At 74.7% G+C, this 16,324-nt stretch carries 13 protein-coding genes; 6 read left to right on the forward strand and 7 right to left on the reverse strand.

Going from position 1 to position 16,324, the window contains the following annotated elements:
* The first annotated feature begins 10 nt into the window (after positions 1 to 10).
* The 3 genes from O7546_RS16530 to O7546_RS16540 all read left to right on the forward strand — a co-directional run bounded on the left by O7546_RS16530 (position 11) and on the right by O7546_RS16540 (position 3,418).
* Complete coding sequence (locus O7546_RS16530; RefSeq protein ID WP_194799162.1) at positions 11 to 1,417, forward strand: selenium-binding family protein; 1,407 nt, start codon at positions 11 to 13, stop codon at positions 1,415 to 1,417.
* Positions 1,414 to 2,052: a hypothetical protein gene (locus O7546_RS16535; RefSeq protein ID WP_194799161.1), complete on the forward strand. Its 639-nt coding sequence runs from the start codon at positions 1,414 to 1,416 to the stop codon at positions 2,050 to 2,052. The genes O7546_RS16530 and O7546_RS16535 overlap by 4 nt, the downstream gene beginning before the upstream one ends.
* 82 nt (positions 2,053 to 2,134) lie before the next feature.
* Complete coding sequence (locus O7546_RS16540) at positions 2,135 to 3,418, forward strand: sulfite oxidase (protein ID WP_194799160.1); 1,284 nt, start codon at positions 2,135 to 2,137, stop codon at positions 3,416 to 3,418.
* Between the two features lie 7 nt (positions 3,419 to 3,425).
* Here the strand turns inward: O7546_RS16540 and O7546_RS16545 are convergent, their stop codons facing one another.
* From O7546_RS16545 to O7546_RS16555, 3 genes are all read right to left on the reverse strand, one after another.
* A complete protein-coding gene (locus O7546_RS16545; RefSeq protein WP_194799159.1) occupies positions 3,426 to 3,968 on the reverse strand; it encodes an RNA 2'-phosphotransferase in 543 nt (180 codons plus the stop codon).
* A 215-nt stretch (positions 3,969 to 4,183) separates the two neighbouring features.
* A complete protein-coding gene (locus O7546_RS16550) occupies positions 4,184 to 5,233 on the reverse strand; it encodes an aldo/keto reductase (protein ID WP_194799158.1) in 1,050 nt (349 codons plus the stop codon).
* A 77-nt stretch (positions 5,234 to 5,310) separates the two neighbouring features.
* Positions 5,311 to 7,278, reverse strand: a complete 1,968-nt coding sequence (locus tag O7546_RS16555) for an ABC transporter ATP-binding protein (RefSeq protein ID WP_194799157.1) — start codon at positions 7,276 to 7,278, stop codon at positions 5,311 to 5,313.
* A 244-nt stretch (positions 7,279 to 7,522) separates the two neighbouring features.
* On the opposite strand from O7546_RS16555, the gene pgi reads away from it, so the two are divergent.
* The gene (pgi, locus tag O7546_RS16560) at positions 7,523 to 9,157 is read left to right on the forward strand and encodes a glucose-6-phosphate isomerase (protein ID WP_194799156.1); all 1,635 of its coding nucleotides are present in this window, start codon (positions 7,523 to 7,525) and stop codon (positions 9,155 to 9,157) included.
* A 44-nt stretch (positions 9,158 to 9,201) separates the two neighbouring features.
* On the opposite strand, the gene O7546_RS16565 is transcribed toward pgi, so the two are convergent.
* Together O7546_RS16565 and O7546_RS16570 are read right to left on the reverse strand one after the other, a co-directional pair.
* Complete coding sequence (locus tag O7546_RS16565) at positions 9,202 to 9,612, reverse strand: hypothetical protein (RefSeq protein ID WP_013286745.1); 411 nt, start codon at positions 9,610 to 9,612, stop codon at positions 9,202 to 9,204.
* A gap of 38 nt (positions 9,613 to 9,650) precedes the next feature.
* A complete protein-coding gene (locus O7546_RS16570; RefSeq protein WP_194799155.1) occupies positions 9,651 to 10,193 on the reverse strand; it encodes a GNAT family protein in 543 nt (180 codons plus the stop codon).
* 59 nt (positions 10,194 to 10,252) lie between these two features.
* Between O7546_RS16570 and O7546_RS16575 the strand changes: the two genes are divergently transcribed.
* Together O7546_RS16575 and O7546_RS16580 are read left to right on the forward strand one after the other, a co-directional pair.
* A complete protein-coding gene (locus tag O7546_RS16575; RefSeq protein WP_194799154.1) occupies positions 10,253 to 11,587 on the forward strand; it encodes an SWIM zinc finger family protein in 1,335 nt (444 codons plus the stop codon).
* Entirely contained in the window at positions 11,584 to 14,133 is a 2,550-nt protein-coding gene (locus tag O7546_RS16580; RefSeq protein ID WP_194799153.1) for a hypothetical protein, read from the forward strand. The genes O7546_RS16575 and O7546_RS16580 overlap by 4 nt, the downstream gene beginning before the upstream one ends.
* 107 nt (positions 14,134 to 14,240) lie before the next feature.
* Here O7546_RS16580 and O7546_RS16585 read toward each other — a convergent pair whose 3' ends face one another.
* Together O7546_RS16585 and O7546_RS16590 are read right to left on the reverse strand one after the other, a co-directional pair.
* A complete protein-coding gene (locus tag O7546_RS16585) occupies positions 14,241 to 14,693 on the reverse strand; it encodes a hypothetical protein (RefSeq protein WP_269697147.1) in 453 nt (150 codons plus the stop codon).
* A 64-nt stretch (positions 14,694 to 14,757) separates the two neighbouring features.
* A complete protein-coding gene (locus O7546_RS16590; RefSeq protein ID WP_281599290.1) occupies positions 14,758 to 16,035 on the reverse strand; it encodes a hypothetical protein in 1,278 nt (425 codons plus the stop codon).
* Positions 16,036 to 16,324 lie beyond the last annotated feature (289 nt).

Below are 16,324 nucleotides of genomic sequence, written 5' to 3' on the forward strand. Positions count from 1 at the left end.
GGGAGAACCGATGACCCGCTGGACACCCGACCCGACCTTCTACCCCTCCCCCGCGCTCGCCGCCACCGCGCCGGCCGAGAAGCTCGCGTACGTCGCCGCGTTCGACCGCGCCGGGCAGCGCCCCGACGCCATCGCGGTGCTCGACACCGACCCGGACTCCGGCTCGTACGGCCGGGTGGTGGGCTGGACCGAGCTGCCGAACACCGGCGACGAACTGCACCACTTCGGGTGGAACGCGTGCAGCAGCGCGCTCTGCCCGACCGCGCCGCACCCGCACGTGGAACGCCGCTACCTGATCGTGCCGGGGCTGCGCTCGTCCCGGATCCACGTGCTCGACACCAAGCCCGACCCGCGCCGGCCGAACCTGGTCAAGGTGATCGAGGCGAAGGAGCTGGGCGAGCGTGCCGGGTACTCCCGCCCGCACACCGTGCACTGCGGGCCGGACGGCATCTACGTCTCCGCGCTCGGCGGCGCGGACGGGCAGGAGGGGCCCGGCGGCATCGCCGTGCTCGACCACACCACGTTCGAGGTGCGCGGCGCGTGGGAGGCCGACCGGGGGCCGCAGTTCCTGGCGTACGACTTCTGGTGGCACTACACGCAGGACGTGCTTGTCACCAGCGAGTGGGGCACGCCGTCGATGATCGAGGACGGCATCATCGGTGAGCTGCTGCTGGGCCGCAGGTACGGGCACGCGATCCACTTCTGGGACCTGCCCAGGCGCCGGCACGTGCAGCGCGTCGACCTCGGCGACCAGTACCAGATGCCGCTGGAGCTGCGCCCCGCGCACGACCCGACGAAGTCGTACGGCTTCGTCGGCGTGGTGATCAGCGTCGAGGACCTGTCCGCCTCGATCTGGCTGTGGCACCGCGACGGCGACACCTGGGCGGTGACCAAGGTGATCGACATCCCGGCCGAGCCGGCCGACCCGGCCGACCTGCCGGACCTGCTCAAGCCGTTCGGGGCGGTGCCGCCGCTGGTCACCGACATCGACCTGTCGGTGGACGACAGGTTCCTGCACGTCTCCTGCTGGGGCACCGGCGAACTGATCCGCTACGACGTCAGCGACCCGTTCCACCCGGTACGCGTCGGCTCGGTGCGCCTGGGCGGCATCGTCAACCGCACCCCGCACCCGGCGTACCCGGACGAGCCGCTGGCCGGCGGCCCGCAGATGGTCGAGATCAGCCGCGACGGCCGCCGCGTGTACGTCAGCAACTCGCTCTACGGCGCCTGGGACGACCAGTTCTACCCCGACGGCGTGGGCGCCTGGGTGGCGAAGCTGGACGTCGACCCGGCGACCGGCGGCCTCGTGCCGGACCCGCGGTTCTTCCCGCGCGGCGAGGAGTTCCGCGGCCTGCGCGTGCACCAGACCCGGTTGCAGGGCGGCGACGCCTCGTCCGACTCGTACTGCTTCCCGTGACCGGCGCGACCTGGGCGGCGCTGGCCGGACTCGGCGCGTTCCACGGCCTGAACCCGGCGATGGGGTGGCTGTTCGCGGTGGCCCGGGGCCTGCAGGAGCGCCGCCGGGCCGCGCTGCTGGCGGCCCTGCCGCCGATCGCCGCCGGTCACCTGGCGTCGGTGGCGGTGGTCGCCGCCCTGGTCAGCGCCACCCGGTCGGTCACCGCGAGCACACTGGTCGCGGTGACCGGCGGGGTGCTGCTTGTCGGGTTCGGGATGTGGCGGCTGCTGTCCCAGCGGCACTTCCGGTGGGCCGGGATGCGGCTGTCGGCGGCGCAGCTCACCGCCTGGTCGTTCCTGATGTCGGCGGCGCACGGCGCGGGCCTGATGCTGCTGCCGGTGCTGCTCGCCGAACCGGCGGCCGGCGGAGGCCCGCACGCCGGGCACCTCGCCGCCGCGCCGGCCGGCGCGCTGACCGGCCTGCTCGCCGCCGCCGTGCACACAGTCGCCATGCTCGCCGTCGCGCTGGTCGTGGCCCTGCTGGTGTACGAGGTGCTCGGCGTCGGTGTGCTGCGCCGGGCCTGGTTCAACGTCGACCGGCTCTGGGCCGGTGTGCTCGTGGCGGCCGGGGTGGTGACGCTGATCGCTGCGGCGTGAGTCGCCACCACCTGCGACGGATCGACGAAAAGTCCTACTGATTGAATAGGAAAGGCAGCGTCGCCTACCCCGGAGGTCAGCAGTGAGTCACTCCCCGTCCCCCGCCGAAGCCGTCCACGACGCCGACCGGAGCCGGCAGTGGCTCGCCGGGCAGGCACACGGGCCGGGCGTCGACCGCGACCGGCTGCTGGAGGTGGGTGCGGCGATGGCCGCGGTGACCGCCGCCGCCGCGGAACGCGAGCCGGTCGCTGTGGCGTCCGCGCCGGTCGGCGTCGACCCCGGCGCGCCGATCGTCAAGCCGCTGCCGGCGGAGCTGCTGCGCCCGCTGGACACCAACGCCGAGATGCGCTGGCCGTCGATGGCCGGCCAGGGGTACGTGGTCCCGATCGACCGCTTCTTCGTCCGTAACCACACCGTCACGCCGCACCTGGACGCGGCCACCTGGCGGCTGCGCCTGTTCGGCGACGGCCTGCGCGGCGCGCCGACCCGCGACAATCCGGTCGAGTTCGACTTCGACGAGCTGCGCCGGCTGCCCGCCGAGGAACACGCGGCGCTGCTGGAGTGCGCCGGCAACGGGCGGCGCTACTTCGCCGAGCAGCAGGACGAGCCGGCCCCGGGCGTGGCGTGGGGGCTCGGCAGCGTCGGCGTGGCCCGGTGGCGGGGCGTGCGGCTCGGCACGGTGCTGCGCCTGGCCGGGCTGCGCGACGAGGCGGTCGACGTGATGCCCGAAGGACTCGACCCGGACTACGTCAGCGGCGGGGTCAACCTCGGTCGGGTACGCCGGCCGATGCCGGTCGCCAAGGCGCTCGACGACGTGCTGCTGGCGTACGAGATGAACGGCGAGCCGCTGCCAGCCGACCACGGCTTCCCGGTACGCGTCGTGGTGCCCGGCTGGGTCGGCATCTCCTCGATCAAGTGGGTGGGCGCGATCGAGGTCTCCACCACTGCCCTGTTCTCGCCGTGGAACACGCAGTTCTACCGCATGTTCGGCCCCGGTCACCCGGCCGACGGCACCGTGCTCACCGTCCAGCCGGTCCGCAGCGCGTTCGAGCTGCCCTGGGACGCCCGGGTGCCGGCCGGCGAGGAGATGCTGCTGACCGGCCGTTCCTGGTCCGGCAACGGCCCGATCGCGCACGTCGAGGTGGACACCGGCGACGGGTGGCGCCCGGCCGACCTGGTCGCCGCCGACCGGGGTGGGGCCTGGCAGCGCTGGACCGTCCGCTGGTGCCCGCCGGCCGCGGGCCGGCACGTGCTGCGCGCCCGCGCCACCGACTGCACGGGCGCGGTCCAGCCCGACCGGGCCGCGCCGAACGACCTCGCGTACCTGTTCGACGCCGTGGTGGCCCACCCGGTGACCGCCTGCTGACCGCCGCTCAGGTGGTGCCGAGGTAGGGCGGCGGCACGGTGTCGGTGAGCCACACCCCGTTCGCCGAGCGGTAGAACAGGTACCCGGCCTCCGCCATCGCCGCCGCGTCCACGGTCAGCACCACCACCGCGCCGCCCCGGCGCGCACCGACGCGCCGGGCCGTCGCCACATCAGGCGACAGGTGTACGTGGTGCCGCCCGCCCCGGCGCAGCCCCTGCGCCCGGATCGCGTCCAGCACTGCCTCGCCGGTGCCGTGGAACAGCCGGGGCGGCGGCGCGGCCGGGGTCAGACCGAGGTCGACCGGGACGGAGTGCCCCTGGTTGGCGCGGATCCGGTCGGCCCCGTCCGGGCCGGCCTCCACGGCGAAGCGCTGCTTGTCGTTACCCGCGACCACGGCGTCCAGTTGGGCGCGGCTGATCCTCAGCCCGGCGAGCACGTCGGCCACCGGCACCCAGCCGGCCCGGTCGAGTCGCAGCCCGTACGCGTCGGGCCGGTGCCGCAACGCCAGCGACAGCCGCTTGCTCACCCGAACGAGATCCCGATGTTCCACCGGCTTAGTGTGGAGCCACCCCCGTCCCATGTCGACGCAGTTCCCCCGCCCGCCCTCGCCCCGCCTCGCCTCGCCCCGCCTCGTCGATCTTGCGGTTTGCGCCCCTCGAGTGTCCGGTTCGCGCTTACTGCCGGGGCCGGAACTCCATGATCGACGGGCTGGGGAGCTGAGGGCGGAGGCGGGGGACGCGACCGGGGTTGGCGGGAGGAGCGGGGTCAGGCGGCGGCCCGCTCGGGGAGGGGACGGCGGCGGTGGGACGGGTCGGTCAGGGTGGGCGGGGACCAGGCGCCGTCGGGCTGGTAGAGGTTCGTACCGGGCGGGACGATCTCGTCGATACGGTCCAGCACCGCGTCGTCGAGCGTCAGCTCCGCCCCCGCCAGCAGCGCGTCCAACTGGTCCATCGTGCGCGGCCCGATGATGGTCGACGTGACCGCCGGGTGCACGGCGGTGAACGCCACGGCGAGCTGCGGCAGCGTGCAGCCCACCTCGTCGGCGAGCGCGACCAGTTCCTCGACGGCGGCGTACTTCGCGGTGTTGCCCGGTAGCGCCGGATCGAACCGGGCCGGGGTGAGTGCCGGACGGCCCGCGCCGAGGTCGACGGGCCGCCCCTGCCGGTACCGGCCGGACAGGAACCCGGAGGCCAGCGGGCTCCACACCAGCACACCCATCCGGTAGCGGCGGCAGACCGGCAGCACCGACGTCTCGATACCACGCGCCAAAATCGAGTACGGCGGCTGCTCGGTGCGGAACCGGGCGAGCGCCCGCCGTTCGGCGACGTGGTGCGCCTCCACGATCTCCTCGGCCGGGAAGGTCGAGCAGCCGAACGCACGGATCTTCCCGGCCCGGACCAGGTCGGTGAGCGCGCCGAGCGTCTCCTCGACGTCGGTGGTGTGGTCCGGGCGATGCACCTGGTAGAGGTCGATCCAGTCGGTGCCCAGCCGGCGCAGGCTGTCCTCGACCGCACGGACGATCCAGCGTCGCGAGTTGCCGCCCCGGTTGGGCCCCTCCCCCATCGGGAAGTGGACCTTCGTGGCGAGCACCACGTCGTCGCGGCGGCCGCGCAGGGCCTTGCCGACGATCTCCTCCGACTCGCCGGCCGAGTACATGTCGGCGGTGTCGACGAAGTTGATCCCACGGTCGAGTGCCGCATGGACGATCCGGGCGCAGTCGTCGTGGTCGGGGTTGCCGACCGCGCCGAACATCATGGTGCCGAGGCAGTGGACGCTGACCTCGATGCCGGTGCCGCCGAGGACGCGATAGCGCATGTGAACTCCCTGGGTCGCACCGCGCCGGCCGGGTGGCGCGCGGTCCGGTCACGGTAGGAGTTCGAGTGCGCTGGAGGTCAACCGTCGGCGGGTTCCGCGCTGCCGGCGAGGTAGCCGGCCGCCTGCAACTCGAACAGCTCGCGGTAGAGCCCGCCCTGCGCCATCAGCGTGTCGTGGTCGCCTGACTGCACGAGCCGGCCGTGGTCCATCACGAAGATCCGGTCGGCGTGCCGGACGTTCGCCAGGCGGTGGGTGATCAGCACGACGGCCCGGTCCGGGTGCCGCCGCAGATGCTGGAAGAGGGCGTGCTCGGCACGCGCGTCCAGCGCGGCGGACGGCTCGTCGCAGATCAGCAGCCGGGCGTCGCGGTAGAGGCCGCGTGCGGCCACCAGCCGCTGCCACTGCCCGCCGGACAGGTCCTGGCCGTCCTTGAACTGCCGGTCCAGCAGCGTGTCGTATCCGAACGGCAGCTCGCTGATCATGTCGTGCGCGGCGGCGTCGCGGGCGGCGGTCTCCACGCTCGGTCCGGGGCCGTCGGCGCGGTCGTGGCGGCCGACGCGAATGTTCTGCCGGGCGGTGAACGGGAACTTCCACCAGTCCTGGCTCATCACCGCGACCTGGGCGGCGGTCTGGCGTGGGTCCAGTTCGGCGGTGTCCACGCCGTCCCAGCGGATCGTGCCGCCGGTGGGCCGGTAGAGGCCGGCGATCAGCTTGGCGAGCGTGGTCTTGCCGGAGCCGTTCTCCCCCACCAGCGCGATCACCTCACCGCGCCGGAACGTGAGGCTGACCTCGTCGACCGCCGCGCTGTCGGTGTCCGGGTAGCGCAGGCTGACCCGGTCGACGTCGATGCGCGTGAACCCGTCGACGGGCAGGTGCCCGCCGGCCGGGATCCGCCGTGCCGCCCGGTCGAGGAAGTCGCGGTAGTCCTGGTAGTAGAGAGCGTCCTCGTAGAGCGAGTTGGTGGCGAAGATCGCGGTGCGCAGGCTCGTACGCGCGGCCTGGAGCGCGAGCAGCGCGGTGGCCGCCGCCGCGAGCGCCACCACGCCGCCCATCAACAGCCCGCCCAGTACGGCATAGACCGCGAACGCGGCCACGCCGGTCACCGACAGGCCGAGTCCTCGGGTAACGGTCTGCGAACGGGCCAGCCGGAGCTGCGCCTGGGTCTCGACGGTCATCATCCGGTGGTACTCGGCCAGCAGGAAGTCCCGCATCTGGTAGGCACGGATCTCGGCGGCGGTGTGCCGATCGGCCATCAGACGGGCCAGCAGGTACATCCGGCGGCGACGGGTGATCCAGGCCAGCAGCGCCAGGTACTGCCGCCGCGCCAGTTTGACCGCGGTGACGGCCTCGGGCACCGCGGCGAGCAGCAGGCACGGCAGCAGGACGGGCTGGATGACGGTGACCGCGGCGGCGGTCGCCAGCACACCCACGACGCCGGTCACCAGGTTCACGGTGTGGTCCACGATCGACGCGGCCTCGGCCATGCCCCGATCGCGGGCACGATCCATCTCCTCGGCGAAGCCCGCGTCGTCGAACGCGGCGAGTTCCACAGCGGTGGTCGCCTCGAACAGCCGGAGTTCCACCTGGTAGTTGATCTGCGGGATGAGCCGCGCCTGCGCCCAGCCGGCGGCGACAGTCAGCGCTCCCCGGGCCGTCACGGCGGCGGCCGCGAGCAGCAGCGCGGGCAGGGCCGCCCGGATCCGGTCCGGTGTGGGCCCGTCGGCGAAGAGTTGCTGGAGCACGCCGGTGGTGGCGAGCAGCCCGAAGGTGGTGAGCAGGCCGGCGACCACGTTGAGCCCGATCGAGGCGAGCGTGTCCCGGCGGCTGGTCGCCCAGGCCAGGCCGATGGCCTCGCGGACGAGGGCGGGCAGCCGGCGCGCCACCGACCAGAAGCTGGTGTGGGCGAACTCGGTGGCGCGGTTCATCCAGTGCCCGTCCGCCAGCTCCGGCAGCGGCGTTTCGTCGCCTGCCGCGCTCCCGGCCGGGGCGGATTCGTCCGGCGGGTGCTCGTCCGAGGGGCGCCGAGGACCGAAAACCGCTGCCATACGCGTCTCCTCCGGTACGCCGACGACTCCGGAGCTTACGTTCCGCAATCGACAGATGTCTCCCCGTGTTCGGCGTGTCGTACAGGCGTCCCAACGGCGTGTCCCGTGGCGGTGGCCGGAAAGACCCGCCCGCACGGTGGTCGCCGCCGGGTCGCGTCGCGCGCGACCAGTCCGGGTGGCAGGCTTGTGGGGTTCGCCGGCGTGCGCCGGCCGACCGCCCGTCGTGAAGGAGAAGATCGACCCGATGGCTGTGGACGTCACCACCACCGACGAATGGCAGGCGCTGCGCAAGCACGCCGAGGCGATGCGCGCCACGCACCTGCGCGACCTGTTCGCCGCCGACGGGCAGCGGGGTGAGCGGCTCACCGGTGAGGTCGCCGACCTGCACGTGGACTACAGCAAGAACCTCGTCACCGACGAGACGATCGCGCTGCTCGGCGCGCTCGCCGAGCGGGTCGGCCTGACCGACCGGATCGCGGCCATGTTCGCCGGACGGCACATCAACGTCACCGAGGACCGGGCCGTGCTGCACACCGCGCTGCGCCTGCCGGCGGACGCGTCGCTCACCGTGGACGGCCAGGACGTGGTCGCCGACGTGCACGCCGTGCTGGACCGCATGTCGGCGTTCGCGCAGCGCCTTCGCTCCGGCTCGTGGCGGGGCCACACCGGCGAGCGGATCACCACAGTGGTGAACATCGGCATCGGCGGGTCGGACCTCGGGCCGGTGATGGCGTACGAGGCGCTGAAGGCGTACCGGGATGCGGGCATCAGCTGCCGGTTCGTGTCGAACATCGACCCGACCGACATCCACGACAAGACCGCCGATCTGGACCCGGCGAGCACGCTGTTCGTCGTGGTCTCCAAGACGTTCTCCACCCAGGAGACGCTCGCCAATGCCGACCAGGCGCGGCGCTGGCTGCTCGCCGGGCTGGACGCCGACGACGACGCGGTGGCGCGGCACTTCGTCGCGGTCAGCACCAACGAGCAGCGGGTCCGGGACTTCGGCATCGACCCGGAGAACATGTTCGGCTTCTGGGACTGGGTGGGCGGACGCTACTCGCTGCCGTCGGCGGTCGGCCTGTCGGTGATGCTGGCGATCGGGCCGGACCGGTTCCGCGAGATGCTGGCCGGCTACCACGCGGTCGACGAGCACTTCCGGTCCGCTCCGGTGGAGCGCAACGTGCCGGCGCTGCTCGGCCTGCTCAACGTCTGGTACACCGACTTCCTCGGCGCGGAGACCCACGCGGTGCTGCCCTACTCGCAGTACCTGCACCGGTTCCCCGCCTACCTTCAGCAGCTCACCATGGAGAGCAACGGCAAGTCGGTACGCGTCGACGGCTCGCCGGTGACGTACCCGACCGGGGAGATCTTCTGGGGCGAGCCGGGCACCAACGGGCAGCACGCCTTCTACCAGCTCATCCACCAGGGCACCCGGCTGATCCCGGCGGACTTCATCGCGTTCAGCCGGCCCAACCACGACCTGGGCGACATGCACGACCTGTTCATGTCGAACTTCTTCGCCCAGACCGCCGCGCTGGCGTTCGGGCGGACCCGGGAGCAGGTGGAGGCCGAGGGCACCGCGCCCGAGGTGGTGCCGCACCGGGTGATGGCGGGCAACCACCCGACCACGTCGATCCTGGCGCCGAAGCTCACCCCGGCGACGCTGGGCCAGCTGATCGCGCTCTACGAGCACATCACGTTCACCGAGGCCGCGATCTGGGACATCAACGCCTTCGACCAGTGGGGTGTGGAGCTGGGCAAGGTGATGGCCAACCAGCTCGCGCCGAAGCTCACCGGGCCGGACCCGGACCTGGCCGACGTGGACACCTCGACCGCCGAGCTGATCCGCCGCTACCGGGCCGAGCGCGGCCGGAGCTGACCGCACCCCGTGGCGTCCCGCGTACACAGGCGGGACGCCACGGGTCAGCGGCGCAGCAGGTCGGCGTGGGCGGCGCGCAGCCGGGTCAGCGCCGCGTCGCCGGCCGGCGCGCGGCGGTCGAGTTCGGCCCACGCCTCGGCGAGCGCGTCGGCCAGCGCCCGCAGCTCGGCGGCGTGCCGCCGGCTGGACTGCCGGTGCAGCTCCTCCAGGCGGCGGGCCCAGCCGGCGCTGATCGCGGCGACGCGTTCGGCGTCCGCGCGCGCCTGAGCGCCGGTGCGGGCGGCGGACGCGGGCACGATCGCGGCGACCGGCCGCGGATCGCCGTCGCGGGTGACGACTGTGACGGTGTCGGTCAGCTCGGCCAGGGAGACGAGCTGGGTGAGCCGGGTGCGGACCTCGCGCAGCGGCAGGGCGCGCGGCTGGGGGGACCGGTCGGCCAGTGCGGGGACAGCCATGGACAGATGTTCACGTCCGGGTACGACAATTTCGGCGGTCAGCCGGTCCACTCCGGCGCCAGCACGGACCAGACCTCCAGGTCGGCGCGGCCGTCGGGCGTCGGTGCGGCGCCGCGCATGACGCCGTCGCGGCTCATGCCGAGCCGTCGCGCGACGGCGACGCTGCGGTCGTTGCCGGCCTTCGTGACCCACTCGACGCGGTGGATGCCGCGCTCCCGCACCGCCCAGTCGATGACGAAGCGGGCGGCGCGGGTGACCAGGCCCTGCCCCTCGGCGCCGGGTTCCAGCCAGCAGCCGGCCTCGCACACCCCGCGTTCGGTACTCAGCGACACGAACAGCACGCCGCCGACGAGCGTGCCACGCTGCCAGATGCCCCAGATGCCGCCGTCGTCGCGGGCCCACCTGTCGGCGTACGCCTGGAGGACCTTGCGGGCCGACGCGGCGTCGGTGGCGACGAAGGACGCGCCGACCCAGGGTGAGATGTGGTCGCGGCAGCGGTCGAGGTTGGCCAGGAACTCGTCGGCGTGCCAGGGCGACAGTGGACGCAGCTCGGCGTCGTCGGTGAGAGCGTGGGCGAACATCAGGGGAAGCTAGCAGGACCGTTCCGCTTTTGTCGGTCGGTCCCTCTACGGTCTGCGCCGTGAACGCCGTCCAGACGTACCGATACCTTCAGCCGTCCGCGCTGCGCGCCGCCGGTCTCGATCTGCAGACCTGTGGCGGCCCGGCGGCCAACCCGCGCTTCTTCGCCGGGTTCCTCACCGCCCCGGCCGCGTCGGCGGCCGGGCTGCTCGCCGTCGCCGAGGTGGCCCGCACCCGCTACCACCAGCCGGTCAACCCGGCCAGCCTGGACCCGGTGGTGACCGGCAGCCGCGACCGCCTGCGGTTCGAGTCGTTCTCCGGCTGCTGCGGGGTGTACGCGCGGATGGACGTCCTGCCGGCCGGGCTGGACGGGGAGATCAGCGGCCACGGCACCACGAACGTGGATGTGAACCCGCCGCTGCGGGAGGCGCTGGCCCGGGTGGGTGGCATCGAGCCGCTGCACGTGGCGGTCGGCCCGGACGACCTGACGGTCTCCACCGTGGACGGCGCGGTGGTCGAGCGGAAGGTGCCGCTGCCCGGCCGCTGGCTGCGCGGCTTCGCCGAGGTGCACGTGCTCACCGCCGGCTTCGAGCCGCGCGCCGAGATCGCGGCGGCGGAGGCGGCGGCGTTCCTGCGCCGGCTGCCCGCCGCGAACGACCGAAGCGTGCTGTGGGCGGTGCCCGCCGGGCGTACGCTGCGGCTGACGTCCCGCCCGGTGCCGGGCGCTGTCTGCCTGGCCGGTGCGGGCCGGCTGGCGGCGCTACGCGGCGTGCTGCGCCACGCCCGCACCCTGCGGGTGTACGGCCCGGCGGTGCGCACCGGGTCGCCGGCCGTGCCGAGCACCTGGGAGCTGGACGCCGGGGCGCTGCGGGTGTCGCTGACGCTGTCCCCCGAGCCGTACCGGGGGTTCTCCGGTGAGGGCGCCGCCCTGGCGGCGCTCGCCGGTGACGACGTGGTCGACGACGCGGAGCTGGTGGGCGCGCTGCTCAACTGGGATCCGGCGATCGACGTGGCCGCGCTGGCCGACGCCGCCGCGCTGCCCGACGAGCGGGTGCGGGCCGCGCTCGCCCAGCTGGGCACCGCCGGGCGGGTCGGATACGACGTGGCGGACGGGGCGTACTTCCACCGGGTTATGCCCTACGACGCGGGCCGCGCGGAGCGGGACAACCCGCGGCTGGTCGGCGCGCGTGCGCTGGTCGAGCGCGGCGCCGTCGAGCGCGACGGCGCCGACGCGACGGTCCGCACCGACGCCGAGACCTACCGGGTACGACGGCACCCGGACGGCGCGTACTCCTGTTCCTGCCGCTGGTGGGCGCGGCACCGCGGGCAGCGGGGGCCGTGCCGGCATGCGCTGGCGGTGTCGATGGTCGCGGCGCCGGTGGGGGCGCTGTCGTGAGCGGCTTCGTCGAGGCTGTGGTGCGCGGCCGGATGTCGGAGGTCCGGTCGGCCCTGGCCGGGTTGGACGAGCCGGCCCGGCGGGCACTCGGCGACGACCTCGTCGCCGACGTGCGCCGCAGGCGGGACGCCTGGTGGTGGCAGGGCGAGGCGGCCACACTGGCGGTCGCAGCGGTGGGGACGCTGAGCACCCCGACGAAGGTGGCCGCGCTGCTCGGCCGCCGCTCGGTCTGGCTGAGCGGCGTCGACGCGGCGCCGGTGGTCGACGTCGCCCGGGAGCGCGGGGTGACCTGGCTGGCCGACGTGGCGTACAAGCTGGCCGACCGGCTCCCCCGGGACCGGATGGTCGCGGGCTGGCGGTTCGTCGCCGGTCTCCTGCTGGCCGAGAAGGCTCCGCCGCCGACGGGGGACGACTTCGTGCGAGGCTGGGCCGCTGCGCAGGGCTGGCCGGATCCGCGCGGAACGCGTCCGCCGACTGTGGACCGGCTGCGTGCGGACCCGTTCCTCGACGCGCTGTTGCCGCGCCTGTTCGAGGTGGACGGGGTCGGCACCGAGCTGGCCCGCGGCGACGGCGCGGGCACGGAGGCGCTGCCCCGGGCGCTGGCGGCGCTGGCGGCGGAGGGCCGGCTCGACCGGGCGGTCCTGCTCAACGGCGTCCTCGGCCGGCTGCTGCGCGGCGACCGTCCGGGCGCGCTGCGCCCGTTCCTGGTCCTGCACGACCTGCTGACGCCGACCCCGGACGAGGTGGCCGTGCGGTCGAGCGCCTATCTGCGGCTGCTCGCCGACGGTCCCGGGCCGGTGGCCCGCGCCGCACAGCGGACGCTACGGCAGGCCGGTGACGCCGCCGAGCCGGAGGCGCTGTGGGAGACCGCCCGGACGGTGCTGGCCCGGCCGGAGAAGGCACTGGTCCGGGCGCAGGTGTCCTGGCTCGACCGGCTGGCCCGGCAGCACCCGGACCAGGCTGCGGAGATCGGCGCGGTGCTGGCCGTGGCGGCCGGCCACCCGGACGCCGGCCTGCGCGAACGCGCGCTGACGCTGGCGGCGCGCCACGGTCACCGGCCGGTGGCCGTCGCCACCGTGGCCGAAGCCCGCGACGACCTGCCGCCGCCGCTGCCGGCGGCGGCCGCGCCGCCACCGATCCAGGATGTGGACGAACTGGTGGAGGAGATCGCGGCGTCGCTCGGCCGGCGCTGGCCCGCGCTGACGACGGAACGCGTCATGGACGGCCTGGTCCGGCTCGGCACCGCCGACCGCGAGCGGCTCACGGCGGCGCTGCTGCCTGTGGTGCGCCGCGAGCAGGTCGGCGCGTACGACCATCCCTGGTCGGTGTTCAACATCTCGGTCCAGATGCACGGGCTCCTGCTGGCCGTCTGCGGCGACGCCGAGGCGGCGACCCGCCGCGACCAGTGGAGCACGCTGCTGGCCGAGTCCCGCCCACGCGCGCCGCTCCCGTTCCGGGGTGGTCCGCCGGTGCCGGCCACACGCCGGCCCGCGCCCGTCCAGCTCGCCTGCGCCCGCCTGGCCGAGATCGGGCAGCGCCTGGACGGCCGCGACGACCCGGGCCTGCTGTCCACGCCGACCTCGGTCACCGGGGCGATCGAGCCGGTGGCGCTCTACGAACGGCTGGCCGCGCTGGGTGGCCGTCCGGTGTGGCGCTGGGATCTCGCGCAGGCCCTGCTGCGCCTGCCGACCGGCGTCGACGGGCCACTTGCCGAACGTGCCGCGGCGCTGCGCACGCCGGCCGGTGACGAGCTGGCCCGCTGGCTGCGTGGCGACGCCGTGCCGGCCCCGGCGCAGCAGGTGGTGACGGTGGGCCGGCGGGCGCGGTCGGCCGGGTACGACTGGGGCTACGACCGGCTACCCGAGGGCCGGACGCTCGTCGCGCTCACCCCGCCGGATGGCGTCGAGGACCGGCTCGGCCTGCTCACCCTGACTCCCACGCCGATCGGCCGGTGGACCGACGGCTGGGGTGACGTCTGGCCGGCCGTCCTGCCCGGGCACCGGGGCGTGGTCGCCGCCCACCTGCTGCCCGAGGTGGCCGGCGCGGCGCAGGAGGACACCCTCGGGCACGCCGCCGCCCTGCCGGTGCTGGCCGAGTGCACGGGCGCGGGCGGACCGGCCCTCGACCTCGCGCTGGCCTACGGGTTGTGCGCCCGCCACGAGGCGGACCGGGTGGCCGCGCTCGACGCGGTGCTGATCCTGGCCGCCGCCGGTGACCTGGACGCGCCGGCGACCGGCGAGCACCTCGGCACGCTGGCGGCCGGCGGGCAGGTGACGCTGACCCGGGCGGTCACGCCGCTGCGCGACGCGGTGGCGGCGGGTGCTCCGCTGAGCGTGTGGCGGCTGCTCGCCGCGGCGTTGCCGCCGTTGCTGACCGCGCCGACGCCGCCCCGGGGCACGCCCGACCTGCTGGCGCTGGCAGCGGAGACGGCGACCGCGACGGGTGTCCGGACCGAGGTACCCGGACTGGCCGACGTGGTGGCGCGGGGCGGTGGCAGCCGACTGGTCGCCGAGGCCCGCCGGCTCGCCGCCACCCTGGCCGCCTGAAACGGGGCCGCACCGCCCGAGCGGCCACGCAGTGCCGAACGGGCAGCGGGCCGGCATGCGGACGTGTCGGTCCGCCGCGCCTACCTGCCCCGCGCCGGACGGGCCGGTCAGCCGCCGCCGTCGCGGGGCAGGTAGGCGCGCAGCGCGTCGAACTCGGCCACGGTCAGGTAGGACGGGTTCGCCGCCTGCGGCTGCCGGAGCACCTCCGCGCCGGCCAGCCGCGGGTCTGCGCGCAGCACCTCGCGGCGTACCCGCAGCGGCTCGTCCAGGATCGTCAGGTCCAGCGGCGCGGTCCACGCCTCGCCCGGCGCACCTGGCTCCGGCGGGGCGGCGATCCGGCCGACGCCCCAGACGCCGTACAGCGCCCGGCCCCTGCTGCCGCTGGCCCAGAACACGACCGGCTGACCGGCGCGCATCAGCCGTAACCGGTAACCCGGGCGGACGCACCAGCCGGTGACGCGCGGGTCGGCGGAGAAGCGGGCCGTCAGGTCCACCGCGTCCGCGTTGCCCTTGATCAACCAGGCGCCGAGGTCGTCGACTGTCACCCGCCGCTCGGTCATCCACCCATTCTGCGGCCCGCCCCGCGAACCCGCCGGGCAGCGCCCACGGCCACAGCCGCGGCGGTCAGATGATCAGGTGAGTCCAGTAGGTGAGCCACACCGCGAACAACGCGCCCTGCAGCAGCGTCAGCGCGGCGGTGAGCCAGCCGTCGAGGCCGGGCAGCCGCGCCCAGCGGGCCAGCACGAACGCGACCGGGAAGGCGGCGAGCAGGTAGCGCAGCAGGCTCTTGTACACCGGCGGGCCCATCGACAGCGGCACCAGCACCATGACGAGCGTGTAGACCAGGTATGGCCAGTCGGCGCGCCGGCGCAGCCCGACGACCGCCACCGCCAGCATCGCCACCGCGATCCAGACCCGCAGCGCGTCGGCCGAGTTGCCGCCGGTCAGCGCGGACGCGGCGGTCCCGAGCGGGCTCTGCAGCCGGATCCCCCAACCCGTCTCCTGGGCGTGCTGGTAGGCGAACCAGTCGCCGCTCTGCCAGCGGCAGAACGCCATGAACGTCAGCCAGCCCGCCGGGACCAGCAGCAGCGGCCAGCCTTGCCGCAGCAGGCGCGGCCACGCCCGGGGTCCGGCCCGCCAGCCGTGTTCGCGCAGCAGCACCAGCGTCAGCGGCACCACCACGAGGAAGCCGACCGAGCGGCTCATCGCCAGGAAGTAGCCGACGACGCCGACGAGCAGCCAGCGGCTCCGCTCGGCGTACCAGAAGGCGGCCAGCGTCAGACAGACGAACAGCGACTCGGTCAGCGCCGCCTGGAACAGGAACGCCGTCGGCAGGAGCAGCAGGTACCGGACCGCTCGCCGGCTGCCGGCCGGTCCCGCGCCGCCGAGCAGCAGGCCCCCCAGCCGGTACGCGTAGTAGAGCTGGAACACCAGCGCCACGTTGCTCACGAGCAGCAGCGCCCACGCGGTGTGCCCGCCGAGCAGCGGTGCGATCGGCCGGGCCAGGAACGGGTAGAGCAGCGGGAAGCCGAAGTCCGGCCAGGGCCGGTCCAGCGGCAGCCGGGCCAGGTGCTCGTAGAGGAACGAGTCCCAGGCGAACCAGAGCGAGAACCAGCGGTGCGGCGAGATCGCGTCCTGCTGGGCCCGCATCGAGGTCTCGCCGGGCGGCGGCGCGCCCGGCACCCCGTCCCAGGCGGTGAGCACCAGCACGCCGATCAGGCTGAGCACGAGCTTCGAGCCGGCGAAGACGGCGAGCACGAATCCCCACGGCTCAGGCAGCCGGCGGACCGGAGACCCGCGCGACCACCACCGGGTACGCCCGGAGCGCGCAACGCCGCGGAGGCCGCCCGCGCGGCCGGCCTCGGCCGTGCCGCCGGCGTCGGCCCGCCGCTCCTCCGCCATCGCGCTCCCACCGGTCGACCCTGGCCGACGTGCCCGGCCGGAAACCCGGCCCGCATTCCCCATCCCACCCCGCCCACACCCGCCCCGCCTCGGCCCCACCCCCACCCCCGGCCCCGGCCCCAGCCCCGGCCCGGCCCGGCTCCGGCCCCGTCGATCATGAGGTTGGCGGCGACAAATCGGACGCCAACCGCCGCCAACTTCATGATCGACGGGCCCGGGGGGTGGGGCCGGGCAGGGCCGGGCGGGGCCGGGCGGGGCCGGGCGGGGCGGTCGGCGGATCGGTATGGAC

The sequence above is a fragment of the Micromonospora sp. WMMA1976 genome (assembly GCF_027497335.1).
GTDB classification, from domain to species: Bacteria; Actinomycetota; Actinomycetes; order Mycobacteriales; family Micromonosporaceae; genus Micromonospora; species Micromonospora aurantiaca.